At 67.4% G+C, this 17,960-nt stretch carries 18 protein-coding genes; 5 read left to right on the top strand and 13 right to left on the bottom strand.

Features of this window, described 5'->3' with window-relative positions:
- Window positions 1-44 precede the first annotated feature (44 nt).
- From VG556_RS08960 to VG556_RS08910, 11 genes are all read right to left on the bottom strand, one after another.
- Window positions 45-293 (bottom strand): hypothetical protein, encoded by a 249-nt coding sequence (locus VG556_RS08960; RefSeq protein WP_032958904.1) that lies wholly within the window; start codon window positions 291-293, stop codon window positions 45-47.
- The gene (locus VG556_RS08955) at window positions 290-502 is read right to left on the bottom strand and encodes a hypothetical protein (RefSeq protein ID WP_032958903.1); all 213 of its coding nucleotides are present in this window, start codon (window positions 500-502) and stop codon (window positions 290-292) included. Before VG556_RS08955 ends, VG556_RS08960 begins: the two co-directional genes overlap by 4 nt.
- 210 nt (window positions 503-712) lie before the next feature.
- The gene (locus VG556_RS08950; protein ID WP_100450319.1) at window positions 713-2,305 is read right to left on the bottom strand and encodes an alkaline phosphatase D family protein; all 1,593 of its coding nucleotides are present in this window, start codon (window positions 2,303-2,305) and stop codon (window positions 713-715) included.
- The gene (locus VG556_RS08945; protein ID WP_100450320.1) at window positions 2,305-4,548 is read right to left on the bottom strand and encodes a TonB-dependent receptor family protein; all 2,244 of its coding nucleotides are present in this window, start codon (window positions 4,546-4,548) and stop codon (window positions 2,305-2,307) included. Before VG556_RS08945 ends, VG556_RS08950 begins: the two co-directional genes overlap by 1 nt.
- Window positions 4,549-4,721: 173 nt before the next feature.
- Complete coding sequence (locus tag VG556_RS08940) at window positions 4,722-6,152, bottom strand: replicative DNA helicase (protein ID WP_014647708.1); 1,431 nt, start codon at window positions 6,150-6,152, stop codon at window positions 4,722-4,724.
- A 297-nt stretch (window positions 6,153-6,449) separates the two neighbouring features.
- The gene (locus VG556_RS08935; RefSeq protein ID WP_014647710.1) at window positions 6,450-7,010 is read right to left on the bottom strand and encodes an NADPH-dependent FMN reductase; all 561 of its coding nucleotides are present in this window, start codon (window positions 7,008-7,010) and stop codon (window positions 6,450-6,452) included.
- A 66-nt stretch (window positions 7,011-7,076) separates the two neighbouring features.
- Window positions 7,077-9,020, bottom strand: a complete 1,944-nt coding sequence (gene asnB / locus VG556_RS08930) for an asparagine synthase (glutamine-hydrolyzing) (RefSeq protein ID WP_046431608.1) — start codon at window positions 9,018-9,020, stop codon at window positions 7,077-7,079.
- Between the two features lie 3 nt (window positions 9,021-9,023).
- A complete protein-coding gene (locus tag VG556_RS08925) occupies window positions 9,024-11,303 on the bottom strand; it encodes a thiamine pyrophosphate-dependent enzyme (RefSeq protein WP_049408711.1) in 2,280 nt (759 codons plus the stop codon).
- Window positions 11,304-11,381: 78 nt separating this feature from the next.
- Window positions 11,382-12,038 carry a glutathione S-transferase family protein gene (locus VG556_RS08920; RefSeq protein ID WP_046431688.1) on the bottom strand — a complete coding sequence of 219 codons (657 nt, stop codon included), beginning with the start codon at window positions 12,036-12,038 and terminating at the stop codon, window positions 11,382-11,384.
- Window positions 12,039-12,252: 214 nt separating this feature from the next.
- Window positions 12,253-12,795, bottom strand: coding sequence for a GNAT family N-acetyltransferase (locus VG556_RS08915; RefSeq protein ID WP_014647714.1), 543 nt, complete (start codon window positions 12,793-12,795; stop codon window positions 12,253-12,255).
- A 126-nt stretch (window positions 12,796-12,921) separates the two neighbouring features.
- Window positions 12,922-13,767, bottom strand: coding sequence for a glycine zipper 2TM domain-containing protein (locus VG556_RS08910; protein WP_032958908.1), 846 nt, complete (start codon window positions 13,765-13,767; stop codon window positions 12,922-12,924).
- 163 nt (window positions 13,768-13,930) lie between these two features.
- On the opposite strand from VG556_RS08910, the gene VG556_RS08905 reads away from it, so the two are divergent.
- Together VG556_RS08905 and VG556_RS08900 are read left to right on the top strand one after the other, a co-directional pair.
- Window positions 13,931-14,146, top strand: a complete 216-nt coding sequence (locus VG556_RS08905) for a DUF6116 family protein (RefSeq protein ID WP_014647716.1) — start codon at window positions 13,931-13,933, stop codon at window positions 14,144-14,146.
- Entirely contained in the window at window positions 14,143-14,916 is a 774-nt protein-coding gene (locus VG556_RS08900) for a TatD family hydrolase (RefSeq protein ID WP_046431615.1), read from the top strand. The genes VG556_RS08905 and VG556_RS08900 overlap by 4 nt, the downstream gene beginning before the upstream one ends.
- 34 nt (window positions 14,917-14,950) lie before the next feature.
- On the opposite strand, the gene VG556_RS08895 is transcribed toward VG556_RS08900, so the two are convergent.
- Window positions 14,951-15,775, bottom strand: coding sequence for a tRNA threonylcarbamoyladenosine dehydratase (locus tag VG556_RS08895; RefSeq protein WP_046431617.1), 825 nt, complete (start codon window positions 15,773-15,775; stop codon window positions 14,951-14,953).
- Window positions 15,776-15,854: 79 nt separating this feature from the next.
- Here VG556_RS08895 and VG556_RS08890 point away from each other — a divergent pair, with 79 nt between their 5' ends.
- On the top strand, window positions 15,855-16,289 hold the full coding sequence (locus VG556_RS08890; RefSeq protein WP_111144242.1) for a cytochrome c: 435 nt from the start codon (window positions 15,855-15,857) through the stop codon (window positions 16,287-16,289).
- A gap of 136 nt (window positions 16,290-16,425) precedes the next feature.
- Window positions 16,426-16,920: a glycine zipper 2TM domain-containing protein gene (locus VG556_RS08885; protein ID WP_005417545.1), complete on the top strand. Its 495-nt coding sequence runs from the start codon at window positions 16,426-16,428 to the stop codon at window positions 16,918-16,920.
- A gap of 72 nt (window positions 16,921-16,992) precedes the next feature.
- Here the strand turns inward: VG556_RS08885 and VG556_RS08880 are convergent, their stop codons facing one another.
- Window positions 16,993-17,202, bottom strand: coding sequence for a cold-shock protein (locus VG556_RS08880; RefSeq protein ID WP_014647720.1), 210 nt, complete (start codon window positions 17,200-17,202; stop codon window positions 16,993-16,995).
- 235 nt (window positions 17,203-17,437) lie between these two features.
- On the opposite strand from VG556_RS08880, the gene VG556_RS08875 reads away from it, so the two are divergent.
- A complete protein-coding gene (locus VG556_RS08875) occupies window positions 17,438-17,923 on the top strand; it encodes a DUF456 domain-containing protein (RefSeq protein WP_075076676.1) in 486 nt (161 codons plus the stop codon).
- The last annotated feature ends 37 nt before the right edge of the window (window positions 17,924-17,960 follow it).

Genomic DNA, 17,960 nt, shown 5'->3' with positions numbered 1-17,960 from the left:
CACGCTCGGCTGCCCTGCAAAGGCCGCCGAGCATGGGCTCGCCGCTACACCTTTCCAGCCGGCTTCTTCGGTGGATCCTCACAGACCCTGTGCTGTACCACCGTATCGCCGGCCTTCCATTGCTTGACCACCCGGCAGCGCGCCTCGGCTTTCGGCGCAGGGACCGCCGCTGCATTGGCTTCGTCAGCCGCAGCGCTCTGCTCGCGCTCCAGCCACGCCGACGGGGGTGCCGGGGGTGCGGCCAGCACCGGGCCTGGCAACAGGACCAGACCGGCCAGCAGCACCCTCCTCATGCGGGAACCGCCCGGCCGCCAAGCAACCGCGCCGGCAGCATGAACAGCGCTCGCAGGAAGGCGAACAACGCCGAGAAGGTGATGCCGACCAGGCGGAACGGCAGGCTCAGCAGCCACACGAGCGGCCACGCGATCAGGGCGAGGATCGCCAGCGGCCAGCACAGCACGAACAGCAGGCACCACACACCGAGCGCGAACAGGGTCTTCATCACGGTCTCCTTGGGGCGGCACCCTGCCGCCTGCGGACACCTTGGCGCCCCGCCCTCGCCGCCGGCAAACGGTTTGCGACGAAACCCGGGCTGGGGGCGATGAAATCCGGTGCAGGGCCGTCGTTGTAGAGCCGAGCCTACGCTCGGCTGCTCTTCGTTGCGATCACAGAAAACCCGCGCTGCGCGCGACAGCCGAGCGTAGGCTCGGCTCTACAGGAGCTGCACCGCGCCCGAGCGGCCATGGACCACCTGGAATCGCGCCGCGGTACGCACTGCGGCATCCGGGCGCAGCACGCTGTCGGCGAAGCGGAGCTCGGCGTCCACGGTCTGCCGGTTCAGCTGCAGCTTCCACCAGCCGCGGCGGTCGCCGTCGAAATAGCGGATATGCGGGTTCTGCGGAATCGATGGCCCGTAGTACGGCCCGTACGGCGTGTCGTCGCCGCCACTGCTGATCGCCGGGGCGATGAATTCGGTGGCCACGACCGGCGCGCTGGCCGCGTCGAAATCCAGCTTTAGGTCGTTGACGAAGGTGGAATGCCAGTCGCCGCCCAGCACGATGGCATTGCCCTGCCCGCCCGCCTGCATCGCCTGCAGCAGACGCCTGCGTGCGGCGGGATAGCCATCCCACGCGTCGTTCCAGAAGCGCTCGCGTGGCGTGCCGCCGTCCAGCCGCAGCTGCGCCATCAGCAGCTGCTGCACCACCACGTTCCAGCGCGTGCCCTGCGCGGCGGCCATCGACTGCGTGAACCACGCTTCCTGCCCCGTGCCGAGCATGCTCATGCGTGGATCCAGCGCCGCTTCGCAGCGCGGTGACTCGCCCACACCGCAGGGATTGGCCGGGCGGAACTGGCGGCAGTCGAGCAGGGTCAGCTGTGCCAGATCGCCGTAACGCAGGCGCCGGTGCACGCGCAGGCCGCTATTGCCCGCAGGCTTGCTGCGCATCGGCAGATGTTCGTAGAACGCGCGGTAGGCCGCCGCGCGGCGAACGATGAAGTCCTCGATCGACACGCCGGGCTTCTCCGGATGGATGCCCGAGTAGTCGTTCTGCACCTCGTGATCGTCCCAGATCACCGCGAAGGCGTGTGCGGCATGGGCCGCCTGCAGATCCGGGTCGAGCTTGTACAGCGCGTACTGGTCACGGTAGCGCTCCAGGCTCACCGTCTCGCCACTGAAACGCGCCGCGTCCAGCTTGCTGCCACGCGCGTTCTGCAGCGGGCTGTACTCGTACAGGTAGTCGCCGGCATGCAGCACGAGGTCGACATCGCTCTGTGCGATATCGCGCAGCACCGGATAGTAGCCACTGTTCCAGGCCTGGCAGGTGCACAGGGCCAGCCGCAGCTGCTGCAGCTGCGTGTCCGGTAGCGACGCGGTGCGGAAGTGGCCGACCGCGCTTTCCTCATCGCCATCGCAGGCGAAGCGGTAGTAGTAGTCGCGGCCCGGGCGCAGGCCATTGACCTCCACGTGCACCGAATGGGCCAGCTCCGGCACCGCAGCAGCGACGCCCCGCTGTACCAGCCGGCGCATGCCGGCGTCTTCGGCCACGAACCAGCGCACCGGCACCGCCCGCGACGGCATGCCGCCGCCGTTGAGCGGGTCCGGCGCCAGCCGCGTCCACAACACGGCCCCCTGTGGATCCGGATCACCGGCGGCGACACCAAGGGTGAACGGATCACGCCCCAGCCGCGGCCGTGGGCCGGCCGTGGCCAGCCCCGGCATCGCCGCCAGCGCGATCGCCGCCCCCGTGCCCCGCCACGCCATGCGCAGCAGGCGACGACGGCGTTCCGGATCCACAGGCCCGCGCATCAGAAGCGCACGGTGGCGGTGGCCATCACCTGCCGCGGCGCGCCGACCTGCATGGTCGCCAGGCTGCGGGTCGGGTCGGCGGCGTAGGTGCCGTTGGTGTTGATCGAGGACAGGTAGCGCTTGTCCGTCAGGTTGGTCAGGTTCAGCGCCACGGTCAGGTTCTGCGCCGGGCCCAGCGCGCCGAAGTCATAGGCCACGGAGGCATTGACCAGCCAGTAGCTCGGCACCGACTCGTCGTTGGTATAGGTCACGTAGCGCTTGCCGACGTGGTTGGCCGACAGGCGCATGTCCCAGGGGCCCGGGGTCCAGGCCAGGGTGCTGGCGAACATCCATTCGGGGGTGTCGACGGTCTTCTTGCCGCGGGTCGGCACCACGCCATTGTTCACGTAGTCGTTGTCGTAGGTGCTGTCATTCCAGGACAGCGCGTTGGACCAGGCCAGGTCCTGCATCGGCTTCAGCTGCAGTGTCGCCTCGGCGCCGCGGCTGGTCACCGAACCGACGTTGGAGAACAGCGCCGGGCAGCCGAGGATGCCCACGCACTGGGCGATCGCCAGCAGGCGGTTGTCGAACTTGACGTCGTACGCCGCAACCGAGGCTTCATAGCCCTTCCCGTAGCCGCGCCAGCCCAGTTCCAGGGTGCGTGACTGTTCCGGCTTCAGGTCCTGCGCGCTGGCATCGAACGCCGCCTGCGGCACGTTGAACGGGCTGCCCACGCCCAACGCGTAGGCGGCGATGTTCCTGGCGAACGAACCGAAGATCTCGTTGCCTTCGTTGAGCTTGAAGTTGAATCCCGCCTGAGGCAGCAGGCCCTTCTTCGAAGTCAGGCTGCTGTTGTTGGCATAGCTGCCCAGTGGCGTGCGCACGCGGGTGCGGGTGTGCGGCGACTTCGCACCGATGTCGATGGTCAGGCGGTCATCGAACAGGCGGAAGCGGTCCTGCACGTAGAACTGGCGGGTAATGGTGGTGTAGCGCTGGTGCCACACGCGCTGGTCCGGGTTGCGCAGGAAGAAGTCGTCGGTGACCGGGCCGTCGATGTAGTAGAAGTTGCGCTGCACGCTGTGGCCGTTGTCCTCGTACCAGAGGCCGGCTTCCAGGTCGTGGCCGCCGACGTTCCAGGTGAACGCCGAGGTCACGCCGGTACGGTCGATCGCGTACTCGGTGGTGCGGATCGAGATCGGAATCTCGCGACCGGTGCCCGGGTTGGACGGATTGGACGGGCTGAACCAGTGGCCCTGGCCACGGTTGCTGTGGTTGTAGACGTTGACCTTCAGCCGCATCGACTCGTTCAGGCCGAAATCGCCGGCGATGCTGGACAGGTCATCGTTGCGCAGGCCGTGGCCGGAGTAGTACGCATCCCAGGGGCTGTTGACGCCGCCCGTGAACCTGCCGCGCGCGGCGGCGACGGCACGATCCCAGTCCGGCGCGTAGTTGTCCCAGTCCCAGCCAAGGCGATCGATCATCTCCAGCGACAGGTCCTGGTAGTCCGCCTCGACGCGGCGCGAGGCGTTGAACAGCGCGGTGATCCTGCTGTCCGTTCCGAAATTGTAGGTGGCCTTGCCGTTGAACTGTTTCAGCTCCTGCGAGCCCTTGCCCTTCCACTTGTCGCCTTCGGAGTACACGCCGGACAGATAGGCCGCAAAGCCCTGGTGCTCACCGGTCTCCAGGCGCGCATAGCTGCGCCGCGCGCTGTCGCTGCCGAAGCCCTGCGCCAGCACCACGCCGTACTCGGTGGACGGATCGATCGAATAGAACTGGAACACGCCGCCGAGGTTGCTGGTGGACGGCGTACCCAGCGCGCCGATGCCGGTGGACACTTCGGCTCCGCCCAGGTTCTCGCTGGTCACGGCACGGCTGATATGCAGGCCGTTGCTGTTGCCATAGGCCATGTTGCCCAGCGGGATGCCATCGAGCGTGTAGCCCAGGCGGCTCTGGTTGAAGCCACGCAAGCTGATGGTGGTGGACCATTCGTACGCGCCGGTGGCATCGGCCGACTCGAAGTGAACGCCCGGCTTGCTGGCCAGCAGCTTCAGGGGGTTCGCACCGGGCGGCAGGATCTTCATGTCCTCGGCGGTCACGCGCTGCACCTGGCGGGCTTCGCCGCGGCCGATCACCGAGATCGAATCGAGGGTGGTCGCCGACGGCGCGTCGGGGGCGGGGGCGGGTTCAGCGGCAGCGAGCGACGGCAGCGAAGCACAGACCAGCAGGGCCAGCAGATTGCGGCGATGCGAAGCGTGGGACGACATGGAGGTGGATTCCTTGGGCACGCTGGACGCCGAAGGGCGGCGTCGAAGGGCAGCAGCGGCGGAATCGTAGAAGCGGCGCGTTACATGTCATTTACACGCCACATGCGGAATCCTTGCGTTCCGAATGGTTTACCGTCCGGAAGGCGATTGCCGGCCAGCGGCCGGCATGGCCGTTATTCGAACGAGCCGACCGAATCGTGGGCCAGGTTGTCGAAGCGGGTGTACTCGCCGAAGAACTTCAGCTTGCACGAGCCGGTCGGGCCACCACGGTGCTTGCCGATGATGATCTCGGCCAGGCCCTTGTCCGGCGAGTTTTCCTTGTTGTAGTAGTCGTCGCGGTAGATGAACACGATCATGTCCGCGTCCTGCTCGATTGCGCCCGACTCGCGAAGGTCGGCCATCACCGGGCGCTTGTCGGTACGCGTTTCCAGCGAGCGGTTGAGCTGTGACAGCGCGATCACCGGCACATTCAATTCCTTGGCCAGGCCCTTCAACGAACGCGAGATCTCCGAGATTTCGGTCGCGCGGTTTTCGCTGTTGCCGGGCACGCTCATCAGCTGCAGGTAGTCGATCACGATCAGGCCGAGGTCATGCTCGCGCTTGAGGCGGCGGCACTTGGAGCGCAGCACTTCCGGCGACACGCCCGGCGTATCGTCGATGAAGATCTTGGTTTCCTTCAGCATCTTGATCGCGCTGGTGACGCGGCTCCAGTCCTCGTCTTCCAGCTGGCCGGTACGCAGGCGCTGCGCGTTGATGCGGCCATTGGAGGAAATCAGGCGCATCGCCAGCTGCGATGCCGACATTTCCATCGAGAACACCGCCACGCCCTTCTTCGACTTGATCGCCGCGTACTCGGCGATGTTCAGCGCGAAGGTGGTCTTGCCCATGGCCGGGCGCGCCGCGAGGATGATCAGATCGGTCGGCTGCAGGCCGGCGGTCATCGCATCGAAATCGGTGTACCCGGTCGGCAGGCCGGTGATGTTGCCGCCGTTCTCGAAGCGGTTGCGCAGCTCCTCGAATGCATCCTTCAGCGCACCGGGCATGGCCACGAAATCGGTGCGACCACGTGCGCCCTGTTCGGCAATGGCGAACACGCTCTTTTCCGCCGAGGCCAGCAGCTCGCTGCTGTCGCGGCCTTCGGGCTGGAAACCGTCGTTGACGATGTCGGTGCCCACCTGGATCAGCTGGCGCAACACTGCCTTGTCACGCACGATCTCGGCGTAGGCCACGATGTTGGCAGCCGACGGCGTGGTACTGGCCAGTTCGATCAGATAGGCACCGTCGCCCACCAATTCCATCTTGCCCTGCGACTCGAACCACTCGCCCAGGGTCACCGCATCGAACGGACGCTCGCGCTCGGAGAGCTCGCGGATCGCCCGATAGATCATCTGGTGGTCGCGACGGTAGAAGTCGCCTTCGGTCAGCTGGTCATTGACCCGGTCATACGCTTCGGGCGCCAGCATCAGCCCCCCCAGCACCGCCTGCTCGGCTTCCACCGAATGCGGCGGTACCCGCAACTGGTCGATGCGCGACTCGTCGCGATCGCGATCGAAGCCATCACCGCGCTCTCTGCGGTTGGAACGGAAGCCGGGACGAGCGGACATGCTGCGGTGTTTCCTGCAAAAGTGGGCCAGACGAGTGTAGGCATGCGCCGACCCCGGCGACCATGGACAAGCCTGTGGATAAGCCGTGGAGAAACGGGGGATATCCGCCGGCGCCTGGCCAGACTGGCGTGGGGGCGTCGCACTGCCTGCGACAGGCGCCATTGCGGCACCCGAGCGGAGCATTATCGCAGATCAGGCGCCACGGGTCGGAGCCCGTCGCTGCGCGTCAGGATCCGACCCCGGGCGTGGTTGGGGTCGGATCCCTCTGCGACGCAGGGAACTCCGACCCCGCAGGCGTCAATCGCCCTTGACGTGCACCGCGATCAGCGCCAGGAAGCGGTCCACGTAGCCCTGCAGGAACTTCTGCGTGCCCTCGTTGTGGATCGTGCCGTCGGCATCGATCAGGCCCTCCTTGAAGTGGATGAACGCCTCGGGCTGCCCAAGCACATGCATGTCCAGGAAGGCCAGGGTGTTGCGCAGGTGCTGCTGGGCCACGGCGGTACCGATCTGCCCGATGGAGGCGCCGATCACCGCCGCCGGCTTGCCGGCAAACGCACTGTCACCGTAGGGACGCGAGCCGATATCGATGGCGTTCTTGAGCACGCCCGGCACCGACCGGTTGTATTCGGGGGTGACGAACAGCACCGCGTCGGCGGCGCGCACCTGGTCCTTCAGCCGGGTACCCTGCGCCGGGTACTGCGCGTCGAAGTCCTGGTCATACAACGGCAGGTCGCCGATCTGCACGTACTGGAAGCGTGCGCGATCACCGGCGATCTTCTCCAGCGCATGGGCCAGCTTGCGGTTGCACGAGTCCTTGCGCAGGCTGCCGACGAACACGGCGATGGTGGGGACGGACATCGGGACATACTCCTCATGGTGCGGGAGGCCCAGCCTAGTCGCCGGGCCCGTGCAGGCCGGTGAAGATCAGCCGCCCACAATGCCTGCGCGCACCTGCCGCCAATGCGCCTGCCAGGCCTGGAACATCAGCACGTTCCACAGATGGGTATGCCACTTGCGCTGCCCTCCCAGGAACTGCTGCCACAGCGGCTGCACCGCCGCCGCCGACAGCACGCCCTCACGCTCCAGCCGCGCCGGCTGCAGCAGGTCCTCGGCCCAGGGCCGCAGGTCGCCTTTCAGCCAGTCACTGACCGGCGCGCCGAAACCGCGCTTGGGACGGTGCACCATCGAATGCGGCACGTAACGGCCCAGCACGCGCTTGAGCAGCACCTTGCTGGTGGTCTCGCTGCGCTTGAAGCCCAACGGCAGCGACCAGGCGAACTCGGCCACCCGCCAGTCCAGCAGCGGTGCGCGCGCCTCCAGGCTGACCGCCATCGAGGTGCGGTCGACCTTGCACAACAGATCGTCCGGCAGGTAGGTCACGAAATCGGCCAGCATCATCGCGTCGGCCGGCGTACCCGCGCCGTGCAGCGGATCGGCCAGGTCGTAGAAGCTGCCGGCGGCCCGCGCGCCGGTCACCGCCGCGGCCGGGTCGCGCCAGCGCGAGATGCGGTTGCGGTAGACGTCGCCGATGCCACGCGCACCGGTCTCGGCCAGCAGCGCGGCCAGGCCGCCGGTGCGCGAGGCTTCGCCCTGCTGCTGCGCACGCGCGCCCATCCAGCGCCGCAGCGGCCCCGGCACGCGGCCGAGCATCTGCCAGTTGCGCAGCGCGCGTACATACCGGGTATAGCCGAAGAACAGCTCATCGCCACCGTCACCAGACAGCGCCACGGTCACGCCCTGCCGCGCCAGCCGGGCGACCAGCGCGGTCGGCACCTGCGACGCGTCGGCAAAAGGCTCATCGAACATCGCCGGCAACTGCGGCACCACCGCCAGCGCGTCGGCGCCGCTGACGTACAACTCGGTATGGTCACAGCCCAGGTGGGCCGCCAGCTCCCGGGCCAGCGGCGCCTCGTCATGTCCCGAATCGGTGAAGCCGATGCTGAAGCTGTGCACCGGCTGCCCGCTCTGGGCCTGCATCAGCGACGCCACCAGTGAGGAATCGGTGCCACCAGACAGGAATACGCCGACCGGCACGTCGGCCACCATGCGTAGCGCCACCGCGTCGCGCAGCAGCGTGTCCAGCTGTTCCTCGGCGTCCTCGATGCGGCCCTGGAAGGGTGCGGCCAGCGCCGCCTGCATGCGCGCGCGCGCATCCCAGTACGGCCGCTGTGCCTGTTCCGGACGATGCGCGGATGCGCCGGCAGCGACGGCCGCCGCGTCCAGGCGCAACACCCGGCCCGGCATCAGCTTGTAGCAGCGCTGGTGGATGCTGTGCGGCGCCGGGATGTAATCCAGCCGCAGCAGCAAGGTGAGCGCATCGCGGTCGATGTCGTTGTCGAACGCCGGGTGCTGCCAGAGCGCCTTCAGTTCCGAACCGAACACCAGCGTGTCGCCGGCCCAGCCGTAGTACAGCGGCTTCTTGCCGACGCGATCGCGGGCCAGCCACAGGCAACGCTCCTGGCGGTCCCACAGCGCGATGGCGAACATGCCGTTGCAGCGCTGCAGGGTGTCTTCCACGCCCCATTGCAGGATCGCCGCCAGCAGTACTTCGGTGTCGGAATGGCCGCGGAAGGCATGCCCCAGCGGCTCCAGTTCCTCGCGCAGGGCCGCGAAGTTGTAGACCTCGCCGTTGTAGGCCATCACGTAGCGGCCGTCGGCCGAGGCCATCGGCTGGTGGCCCAGCGGGGACAGGTCGAGGATGCTCAGGCGGCGATGCGCCAGCGCGATGCCCGCCTCGGCATCGACCCAGCTGCCGCCATCATCGGGCCCGCGGTGGTGCAGCGCCTGGCCCATGGCCAGGGCCTGCGCCTGCAGCGCCTCGGCCGACGCCAGCGGCGCCGGCAACAACATTCCCGCCAATCCACACATGCATCAGGGTTCCTGCGCCAGGTCGAGGGCGGCGCCAATCACCGCATTGTCGCTTGGAAGCCCGAACATTGCTGCCCCCGCCAGTGGCGTGTAGGTGTCGGCACCACAGACCCGGCGCAACGGCAGATGGCCGAACCCGGCCTCGACCAGCGCGGTGACCACGCCCTCGCCCACCCCGCCGCTGTGGCGGCCTTCATCCAGCACCAGCACCCGCCGTGCGCTGGCGGCCTGGGCAGCGATGAAACCGGCGTCCAGCGGTACCAGCCAGCGCAGGTCGACCACCCGCACCTGCCAGCCCAGCTGCTGCTCGATCGCCCGCGATGCGCGCAATGCCATCGGCACGCCGTTGCCATAGGTATAGATCACCAGATCGCCGGCCTCCGGCGCATAGACCCGGCCCTCCCCCGGCACCAGCGACTGGCCCTGTGCGGGGAAGTCGAACAGCCACTGGCCATCGCCGGCTTCGTGCAGGTCCTTGCTCATGTACAACGCGATCGGCTCCAGGAACACTGCCACCCGCCCATCCACCCGCGCCAGTGCGGCCAGCGTGCGCAGCATCATCACCGCATCGTCGCCACGCGACGGGCAGCCCACCACCAGCCCCGGGATGTCGCGCAACGCGGTGATCGAGTTGTCGTTGTGGAAGTGGCCACCGAAGCCCTTCTGGTACCCCAGCCCGGCCACCCGCACCAGCATCGGGTTGCGGTACTGGTCGTTGGAGAAGAACTGCAGCGAACACGCTTCGCCGCGCACCTGGTCGATGGCGTTGTGCAGATAGGCCAGGTACTGGATCTCCGGAATCGGCAGCATGCCCAGGTTGGCCAGGCCCTGAGCCATGCCCAGGATCATGGTCTCGTCCAGCAGGGTGTTGAACACCCGGCGTGGGCCGAAGCGGCGCAGCAGATCCTTGGTGACGGTGTAGACACCGCCCTTCTGTGCGACGTCCTCACCGAACAGCAGGCTCTGCGGATACTTCGCCAGCAGTTCCTGCAGGGCATGGTTGATCTGGATCGCGAGGTGGCGTGGCGCCTGCCGTTCGGGCAACGCCTCCACACCGCCATACAGGGCTTGACGCGTTCCGGCGGGCACCTCGCGCCGTGCTTCGGCCTGCACCGCAGCCGGCGTATAGGGCGCAAGCGGCTCCATCACTTCCCGCAGCGACTGCAGCTTCGGCCGTCCTTCGGCATCGGCGGCGGCGGCCATGCAGCGCGCGCGCATCGTCTCGTAGGCCACCTCGATGGCGGCCGCATCCATCCAGCCCGATTCCATCGCGATCTGTGCCGAGCGCAGCAGCGGATCCTGCGCCTCGGCCGCGCACAGCTCCGGCAACGCGCGCCATTCCACCTCGAAGTCGGTGCCGGCGTGCCCCATCAGGCGCGTGGTGCGCAGATGCAGGAAGGTCGGCCGCCGCGTACGCCGGCAGTGCTCCACCGCCGCCTGCACCTGCGCATGGCCGGTGACCAGGTCGAGGCCATCGGCGTAGAAATAGTCCAGCCCGGGCTGACCGCTGAAGCGTTCGGCGATCCAGCCTTCAGGCGTTTTCACCGAGATGCCCAGGCCATTGTCCTCGCAGACGAACAGGACCGGTGCCGGCAGCTTCTGGTAGGCCGACCACATCGCGGTGTTGAACGCGGTCTGCGCGGTGGCATGGTTGGCCGAGGCGTCGCCGAACGAGCACAGTACGATGCTGTCGGCCGGAATGGGCAGTTCGTGGCCCAGCCGCTTGCCGCTTTCGAGGGCCAGCGCGGTGCCCAGCGCTTTCGGAAGATGCGAGGCGATGGTCGAGGTCTGCGGCAGCACCCACAACGGTTTGCTGCCCCACACCTTGTGCCGCCCCCCGCTGGCCGGGTCATCGGCGCTGGCAGCAAAGGACAGCGCGGCATCGCGCAGCGGGTCGATCCCCGGCACCTGGCGTGAGCGCTCGGCCATGAAGGCACCGGAGCGATAGTGCAGGAATGCAGGATCCGTATGCCGGCAGGCCCGCGCCAGCAGCGCATTGCCTTCGTGGCCGGATGAACCGATGGTGTAGAAGACCTTGTTCTGCACGCGCAGCACGCGCGCCATCAGGTCCAGCTGGCGGCTGGCCAGCTGCGAATCGAACAGCTCGCCAAACGCGGCGGCGGTAAGCGTGCTGCCCGGCAGGATCGGCGCATCCGGCGCCGGGCGCGGGCGCGGGGTACCGCGCCAGCCACGCACCGCGTCGAGGAAATTGGCGTCGCACACGTCGGCGCGGTTGAGCACGCGCATGCGTGCGGGAATCGGATCTGGAACCACAGCGAACATCGAACACCCTCCGTGTCGTTGTTGCATTCCGCCCGGGGTTGGCCAGGCGCTACCCTGTGGGGATCACCTTGGTGAGAGTCATGCGGCCTCGAAGCGGGCGCGCACCTCGGCGGTCACCGCCGGCATCGGCAGGAAGCGCGGCTGCCCGCGCACGCGCTGCAACCAGGCGCGAACTTCCGGGAACGGCTGCAGGCTGATTCCACCCTCGCCTGCGACGTCGGTGTAGGCGAACAGCGCGATGTCGGCGATGCCGTACCCACTGCCGGTGAACCATTGCGCATCACGCAGGTGCTGCTCCATCACCGCCAGTGCAGCGGCGGCGCGCTCGTGCAGGCGTGGCAGTTCGGCGCGGCGCGGCGACCCAGGCGGGGTCCAGCCGCGGATGAAGCGCGCGACCGCTACGCACGGCTCGTGCGTGTACTGCTCGAAGAACATCCAGCTCAGTGCCTGCGCGCGCTCCCAGCCATCGGTGGGCAGGTAGGGCGTGCCTTCGGCCAGCCAGAAAAGGATCGCATTGGACTCGGTCAGCACGCGGCCATCGTCGCGGACGATCAACGGCACCTTGGCATTGGGATTGAGCGCGAGGAACTCGGGGGTGTGGGTCTGGCCGTGGGCACTGTCCACTTCCACCCAGCGGTAGCGGCTGCCGAGCTGCTCCAGCAGCAGGCGGACCTTGTGGCAATTGCCTGACACCGACATGCCGTGCACCGTCAACGGGACGCGCTCTTCCACCATTGCCTGCTCCCTCGGATCCGGCCGGCGGCCGGCTGCGTGCAGTCTGGCAAGCACGCCAGTGAATGCCAAGCGCGGGTGCAGCATGACTACACGGTCGTGCCGGCCGCTGGCCGGCAACCTCGATGCAGCTGGTAGTGCCGGCCGCTGGCCGGCATCCTCGATGCGGCTGGATCCAAGCGATTGCCGGCCAGCGGCCGGCACTACCAAGCCACGCTCAGCGCGCGCGTTGCCGCCACTGTTCGCGCGACTGGCCCCAGATCTGCATGGGCTTGCCGTTGTATGGCGCCGGCAACTCCCCCATGCGCAGCAGGGTGCTGCCGAGCTTGCGTGCCACGGCCCGCGAGTTGTCGTTGTCCTCGGCGATGGTATGGATCACCTCAGCCCAGCCCAGCGTATCGAACGCCCAGTCGATCGCCGCGACCGCCGCCTCCGGCGCATAGCCCCGGCCCCAGCTGGCATGGCGGATGCCCCAACCGACCTCGGTACCCGGCCAGTCCTGCGGCTGCCACGGTCCCATCCGCCCGATCCAGTCGCCGCTGGATTTCTCGATCACGCTGAACATCGAGAAGCCGAACAGCTGCCAGGCGCCGGCCAGGCTGCAGAAACCGCGCCAGGCCACCGAGGGTGGCTGCACGCCGCCCAGGGTACGCATCGTGGCCTCGTCGGCGCAGAACGCCAGGTACGGCTCGTAGTCCTCGCGAAGCAGCGGGCGCAGGATCAGCCGCTCGGTTTCGATGCGCAGGTCGAAGATGCTCATGCCGGCTCCATGTCGAAGGGGACATCCATGATGGAGGATGGCTTCGCTGCGCGGATGAATATCGCCGGTCGCAATGAAACGGGCCGGCATGAGCCGGCCCGTCAGGTGCTGCATGCTGCGCCGGGATTACTGGCGCGTGGCTGCGGCAGTGGCACCGGCGGCCGCGGTCTGTGTGACCAGCTGGCCATCGACCACCGGCAGGCGATCGCTGGCCGGCTTGTTGTCCATGCGCACGGTCTTCTCCGCGCCGTCATAGCGGTAGGTCACGTTGTAACCCTTCACCACGTCGTTGGTACCCATGGCAATGCGGTTGCCCGGCTTGCTGGCCATGCGCATGGTGCCGGTGGTGCCGTCCTCATTGCGGTAGGTCACGTTGTAGCCGGTGACGCGGCTCGACTCGGAGGTGGCGGTCTCGGTGTGGCACTGGCGCTCGGTGCGGTTGACCACGCGGCCACCCACATGGCGCTTGTCGATCTGGTTGCCGATGAAGCCGCCGGCCACGGCACCGGCGGCAGTCGCGGCCTTCTTGCCGTTGCCGCCACCGACCTGGTTGCCGAGCAGGCCACCGACCACAGCGCCAACCACGGTACCGCCAACGTTGCCATCACGTTCCGGCAGGCGCTCCTGCACCGTCACGTCCTGGCAGACTTCATGAGGAGTCTGGGTCGTGGACGTTTCGCGCACCGCATCGGTGCCGATCACGGTGGCGTAGGCCTTCTGTTTCTCGGTGATCGGGTCAACCTTCAGCACATCGGCATATTCAAGCCCGCGCGGCGCGGACGGGTCCAGCTTGTCACCACGTGCGCCGTCGTCAGAAGCGTTACCTTCAACAAGGCGCGATTCACCATTGGGGGTTCCGGCGCTGATGGAATCGGGCGACTTGTCACCACTCTTCATGAAGGCGGCGGTGGCGATGCCACCGACCAGCAGCGCGCCCGCTGCGACCAGGACAGTTGTAGTTGTGCTTTTCATGACCTGCTCCTTGCGGACCATCCGCAACGTTCTCGGGGCAGATTGCAGCATGCGCTGCCTGAACGGAATCTCCACATTTCCTGCTCATTCCGATAACCCATTCAGCATCGGGAAATGCTGGGCCCGTGGTAGCGTTTGCATATTCCCCACGAGGCTTCCCGCCATGGCCAACCCGATGCTGCTGCCGGTACTGCAATGGGCCCGCCGGCTGCGCTACCCCACCCTGTTCAAGCTCACCGCCGGCCTGTTCGTGCTGACCTTGTTCATCCCGGACCCGATCCCGTTCGTCGATGAGCTGGTGCTGGGCTTCGGCACGCTGCTGCTGGCCAACTGGAAGAGCCGCAACGCCGCAACACCTCCGCCGCTGGAACAGCGTTGAGCATCCTGGTTGACAGCCACTGCCATCTGGATGCCAGCGGGTTCGACCGTGACCGCGCTGCGGTGATCGAGCGTGCGCAGGCCGCGGGGGTGCGCCAGCAGGTGGTACCGGCGGTGACCGCGGCCAGCTGGCCGAAGCTGCGTGAGGTCTGCCAGCAGGCGCCGGGGCTGTACCCGGCCTACGGCCTGCATCCGATGTTCCTGGCCGATCACCAGCCCGGGCACCTGCCACTGCTGCGCGAGTGGATCGAGCGCGAACGCCCCTGCGCGATCGGCGAATGCGGCCTGGACTTCTTTGTCGAAGGGCTGGACGCCGACGCCCAGCAGGCGTATTTCATCGGCCAGCTGGAACTGGCCCGCGAATTCGAGTTGCCGGTGATCGTGCACGCGCGACGCGCGGTGGATGCGGTGATCGCCGCCATCCGCCGCGTCGGCGGCCTGCGCGGCGTGGTGCACAGCTTTTCCGGCAGCCCGGAACAGGCCGCGCAACTGCACAGGCAGGGCTTCCTGCTCGGCCTCGGTGGCCCACTGACCTACGATCGCGCGCAACGGCTGCAGCGGCTGGTGCGCGAGATGCCGCTGGAACAGTTGCTGCTGGAAACCGACGCGCCCGACCAGCCCGACGCCGGCATCCGCGGCCAGCGCAACGAGCCAGCGCGGCTGGCGACCATTGCCCGGCACGTGGCCGCACTGCGCGGGATGGAGCTGGAAGCCGTGGCCCAGGCCACGACGGAGAATGCGCGGCGATTGTTCGCGCTGCCGGCAATGTAACGGGTAGGTGCCGGCCGCTGGCCGGCACGATCCATCACACCTCGCTGGCCTCTACCGCATCCACCTTCACCTTCTTCGGCTCCAGCAGCATCTCCAGCGCCTTGCCAACCGCCGCGAAGGCGAACGCGCCGGTGATGTGGGTTGCCGCGCCCAGGCCGGCACCACAGTCCAGCTTCAACGCCGCATCGGCGCCCAGGTTCGGACGGATGCCGCAGACGCTGCCATCGGCCTGCGGGTACTTCACATTCTCCAGCGAATACACCGCCGGTACGCCGAAATAGCGCTTGGCGTTCTTCGGGAAGTTGAATTCGCTGCGCAGCTTCTTGCGGATCAGCGCCAGCATGGCGTCGTGCTCGGTGCGAGAGACATCGCGGATGCGCACCAGGGTCGGATCGGTACGGCCACCGGCGGCACCAACGGTCAGCAACGGCAGCTTGCGGCGGCGGCACCATGCGATCGTCTCGACCTTGACCCGGAAGCTGTCGCAGGCATCGATCACCAGATCGAACCCCCGGTCCAGCAGCTCGGCCATGTTGGACACGGTCAGGAATGCCTGCACCGCGTCGACCCCGATGTCCGGATTGATCGCACGGCAACGCTCGGCCATCGCCTCGGCCTTGTTGCGGCCGTAGTTGCCTTCCATCGCCGGCAGCTGCCGGTTGGTGTTGGACACGCAGATATCGTCGGCATCGATCAGGGTCAGGTGGCCGACGGCCGAACGGGCCAGCGCCTCCACCACCCACGAGCCGACGCCGCCCATGCCGACCACCGCCACGCGGCTGCCCTGCAGGCGCTCGAGTGCACCCACGCCGTACAGCCGTTCGATGCCGGCGAAGCGTTGTTTGACCTGTTCGTTCATCGGGCTATTTTAACGTGCAGGTGCTGTCGCCCGCAGTACGCCGGCGTCGAACCCACCGTTGCACGCCCGGAGTGCCCGCATGAATGCCAGCCCGCCCCGCCGCCTGTCCAGCGCCCATCGCTACCTGTTCGTGCTCTGCCTGGGCCTGCTGATCGGCCTGATCGCCACGGTAATGGTCGGCCGCGCCCTGCAGGCGCGTCGCGATCCGTTCCCGGGCAGCCTGATGCAGGTGATGCAGCGGCAGTCACAGCTGCTGCAGCAGGCCCAGCTGCAGAACCGCTGCAGCCTGGCTGACAGCGTGCCGCGGCTGCAGGTGCTGCGCCTGCTGTCCAATGACCTGGACCAGGCGTTTCCCGGGCTGAAGGACAGTGCGCAGTTCCACCAGCACGCCAGCCAGCTGCGCGGCAACCTCAACACGGCGCTGGCCTCACCCCCCGGCGACTGCAGGGCCCTCGCCCAGCTGGTGGAAACACTGCAGGCGGACTGCCGCGCCTGCCACCAGGATTTCCGCTGAGCCGCATTCATCCTGCAGCCGGGCAGCACGCACACGGTTGGCGCGTTGTTCACGTTCGAAAGGAGAGGATTCGTCCACCCTGCTGCACGACGCAGTACCACCCAACCCACCCGCCTTCACGGCCAGGAGACGCCCCATGAAGATCCAGCTCATCGCCGCCAGCGCCATCGCTACCCTCGCGCTGGCTGGCTGTGCCACCTCGCCCGGTTACAGCGGCGGTGGTTACAACAACGGCTACAACAACGGCGGCTACGGCAACAATGGCGGCTACAACCAGGGCCGTTGCGCTGACTGTGGCATCGTCACCCGCATCAACACCGTGCCCTCGGGCCGCACCGCGCCCAGCGCGACCGGCGCGATCCTCGGCGGCATCGTCGGCGCCGTGGCCGGCCATGAAATCTCCGACCACACCGGTGGCAGCCGTGGCAACAAGAACATCGCCGCCGCCGCAGGCGCGGTCGGTGGTGCCCTGGCCGGCAACCAGATCCAGAAGAACGTCACCAGCGATACCTATGACATCAGCGTGCGCATGGATGATGGCCGCACCATCGTGGTCAACCAGCGCGATCTCGGCGGCATCCGCGAGAACACCTACGTGCGCGTCGTCAATGGCAAGGTCATCCTGCGCTGACCTGCACCGGGCCAACGGCAAAGAAAAAGGCCCGCTTGCGCGGGCCTTTTTCATGCCGACGGGCGGCGGGTATTACACCGGCTGCACCTTGTCAGCCTGCAGGCCCTTCTGGCCCTGCACGACTTCGAAGCTCACAGTCTGGCCTTCCTTGAGGCTCTTGAAGCCCTGGGTCTCGATGGCGCGGAAGTGCACGAACACGTCCTCGCCATTCTGCCGGCTGATGAAGCCGAAGCCCTTCGCATCATTGAACCACTTTACGGTACCGGTCTCGCGCTCAGCCATCTCACTAACTCCCTTTGACTCTCTCTTGTTGTTGGAAACGCCCGGTGGGCGGCTGACAAGCAAGGGGGAAGCGAGGTGCATCGATGCAGCGGATCGGAAAGATCTTGCTTCATCAGGCCACGATCCACGGTGACCTTGCCAAGCTCAGCGACTGCAACTTAACCCGCCCAAAACGAAAAAGCAACTGGCAAAATCTTTCACTGTCAACCCCAAAACGGCCACCATACGGGACAGCATGGGACTCTCATTCATCTTATATCTGCTAGCGGTCATTTTTGTCCTGATCGGCATCGCCGGCATCATCCTGCCGGCCCTCCCGGGCATCCCGCTGGTGTTCATCGGGCTGCTGCTGGCGGCCTGGGCCGACGGCTTCGCCCACGTCGGCTGGCCCACCCTGGTCGCGCTGGGCGTGCTGACCCTGCTTTCACTGCTGGTGGACGTGCTCGCCACCGTAGTTGGCGCGCAGCGCGTCGGCGCCAGCCGCAAGGCCCTGTGGGGCACCTTCGTCGGCAGCATCGTCGGCCTGTTCTTCATGCCCATCGGCCTGTTTGCCGGACCGCTGATCGGCGCCCTGCTCGGCGAGTACTGGCACACCCGCGAACTCGGCCGCTCGACCAAGGTGGGCCTGGCGACCTGGCTCGGCATCCTGCTCGGCCTGGCACTGAAACTGGCGGTGGTGATCGCGATGCTGGGCCTGTTCGCGTTCGCCTGGTTCTTCTGAGCCACCTAGCCTTCACGCCACGCGCACGCCGTGGCCG

The sequence above is a fragment of the Stenotrophomonas sp. CASM106 genome (assembly GCF_049384825.1).
GTDB classification, from domain to species: domain Bacteria; phylum Pseudomonadota; class Gammaproteobacteria; order Xanthomonadales; family Xanthomonadaceae; genus Stenotrophomonas; species Stenotrophomonas muris.
This window is presented reverse-complemented; position numbering and strand designations above follow the sequence as displayed.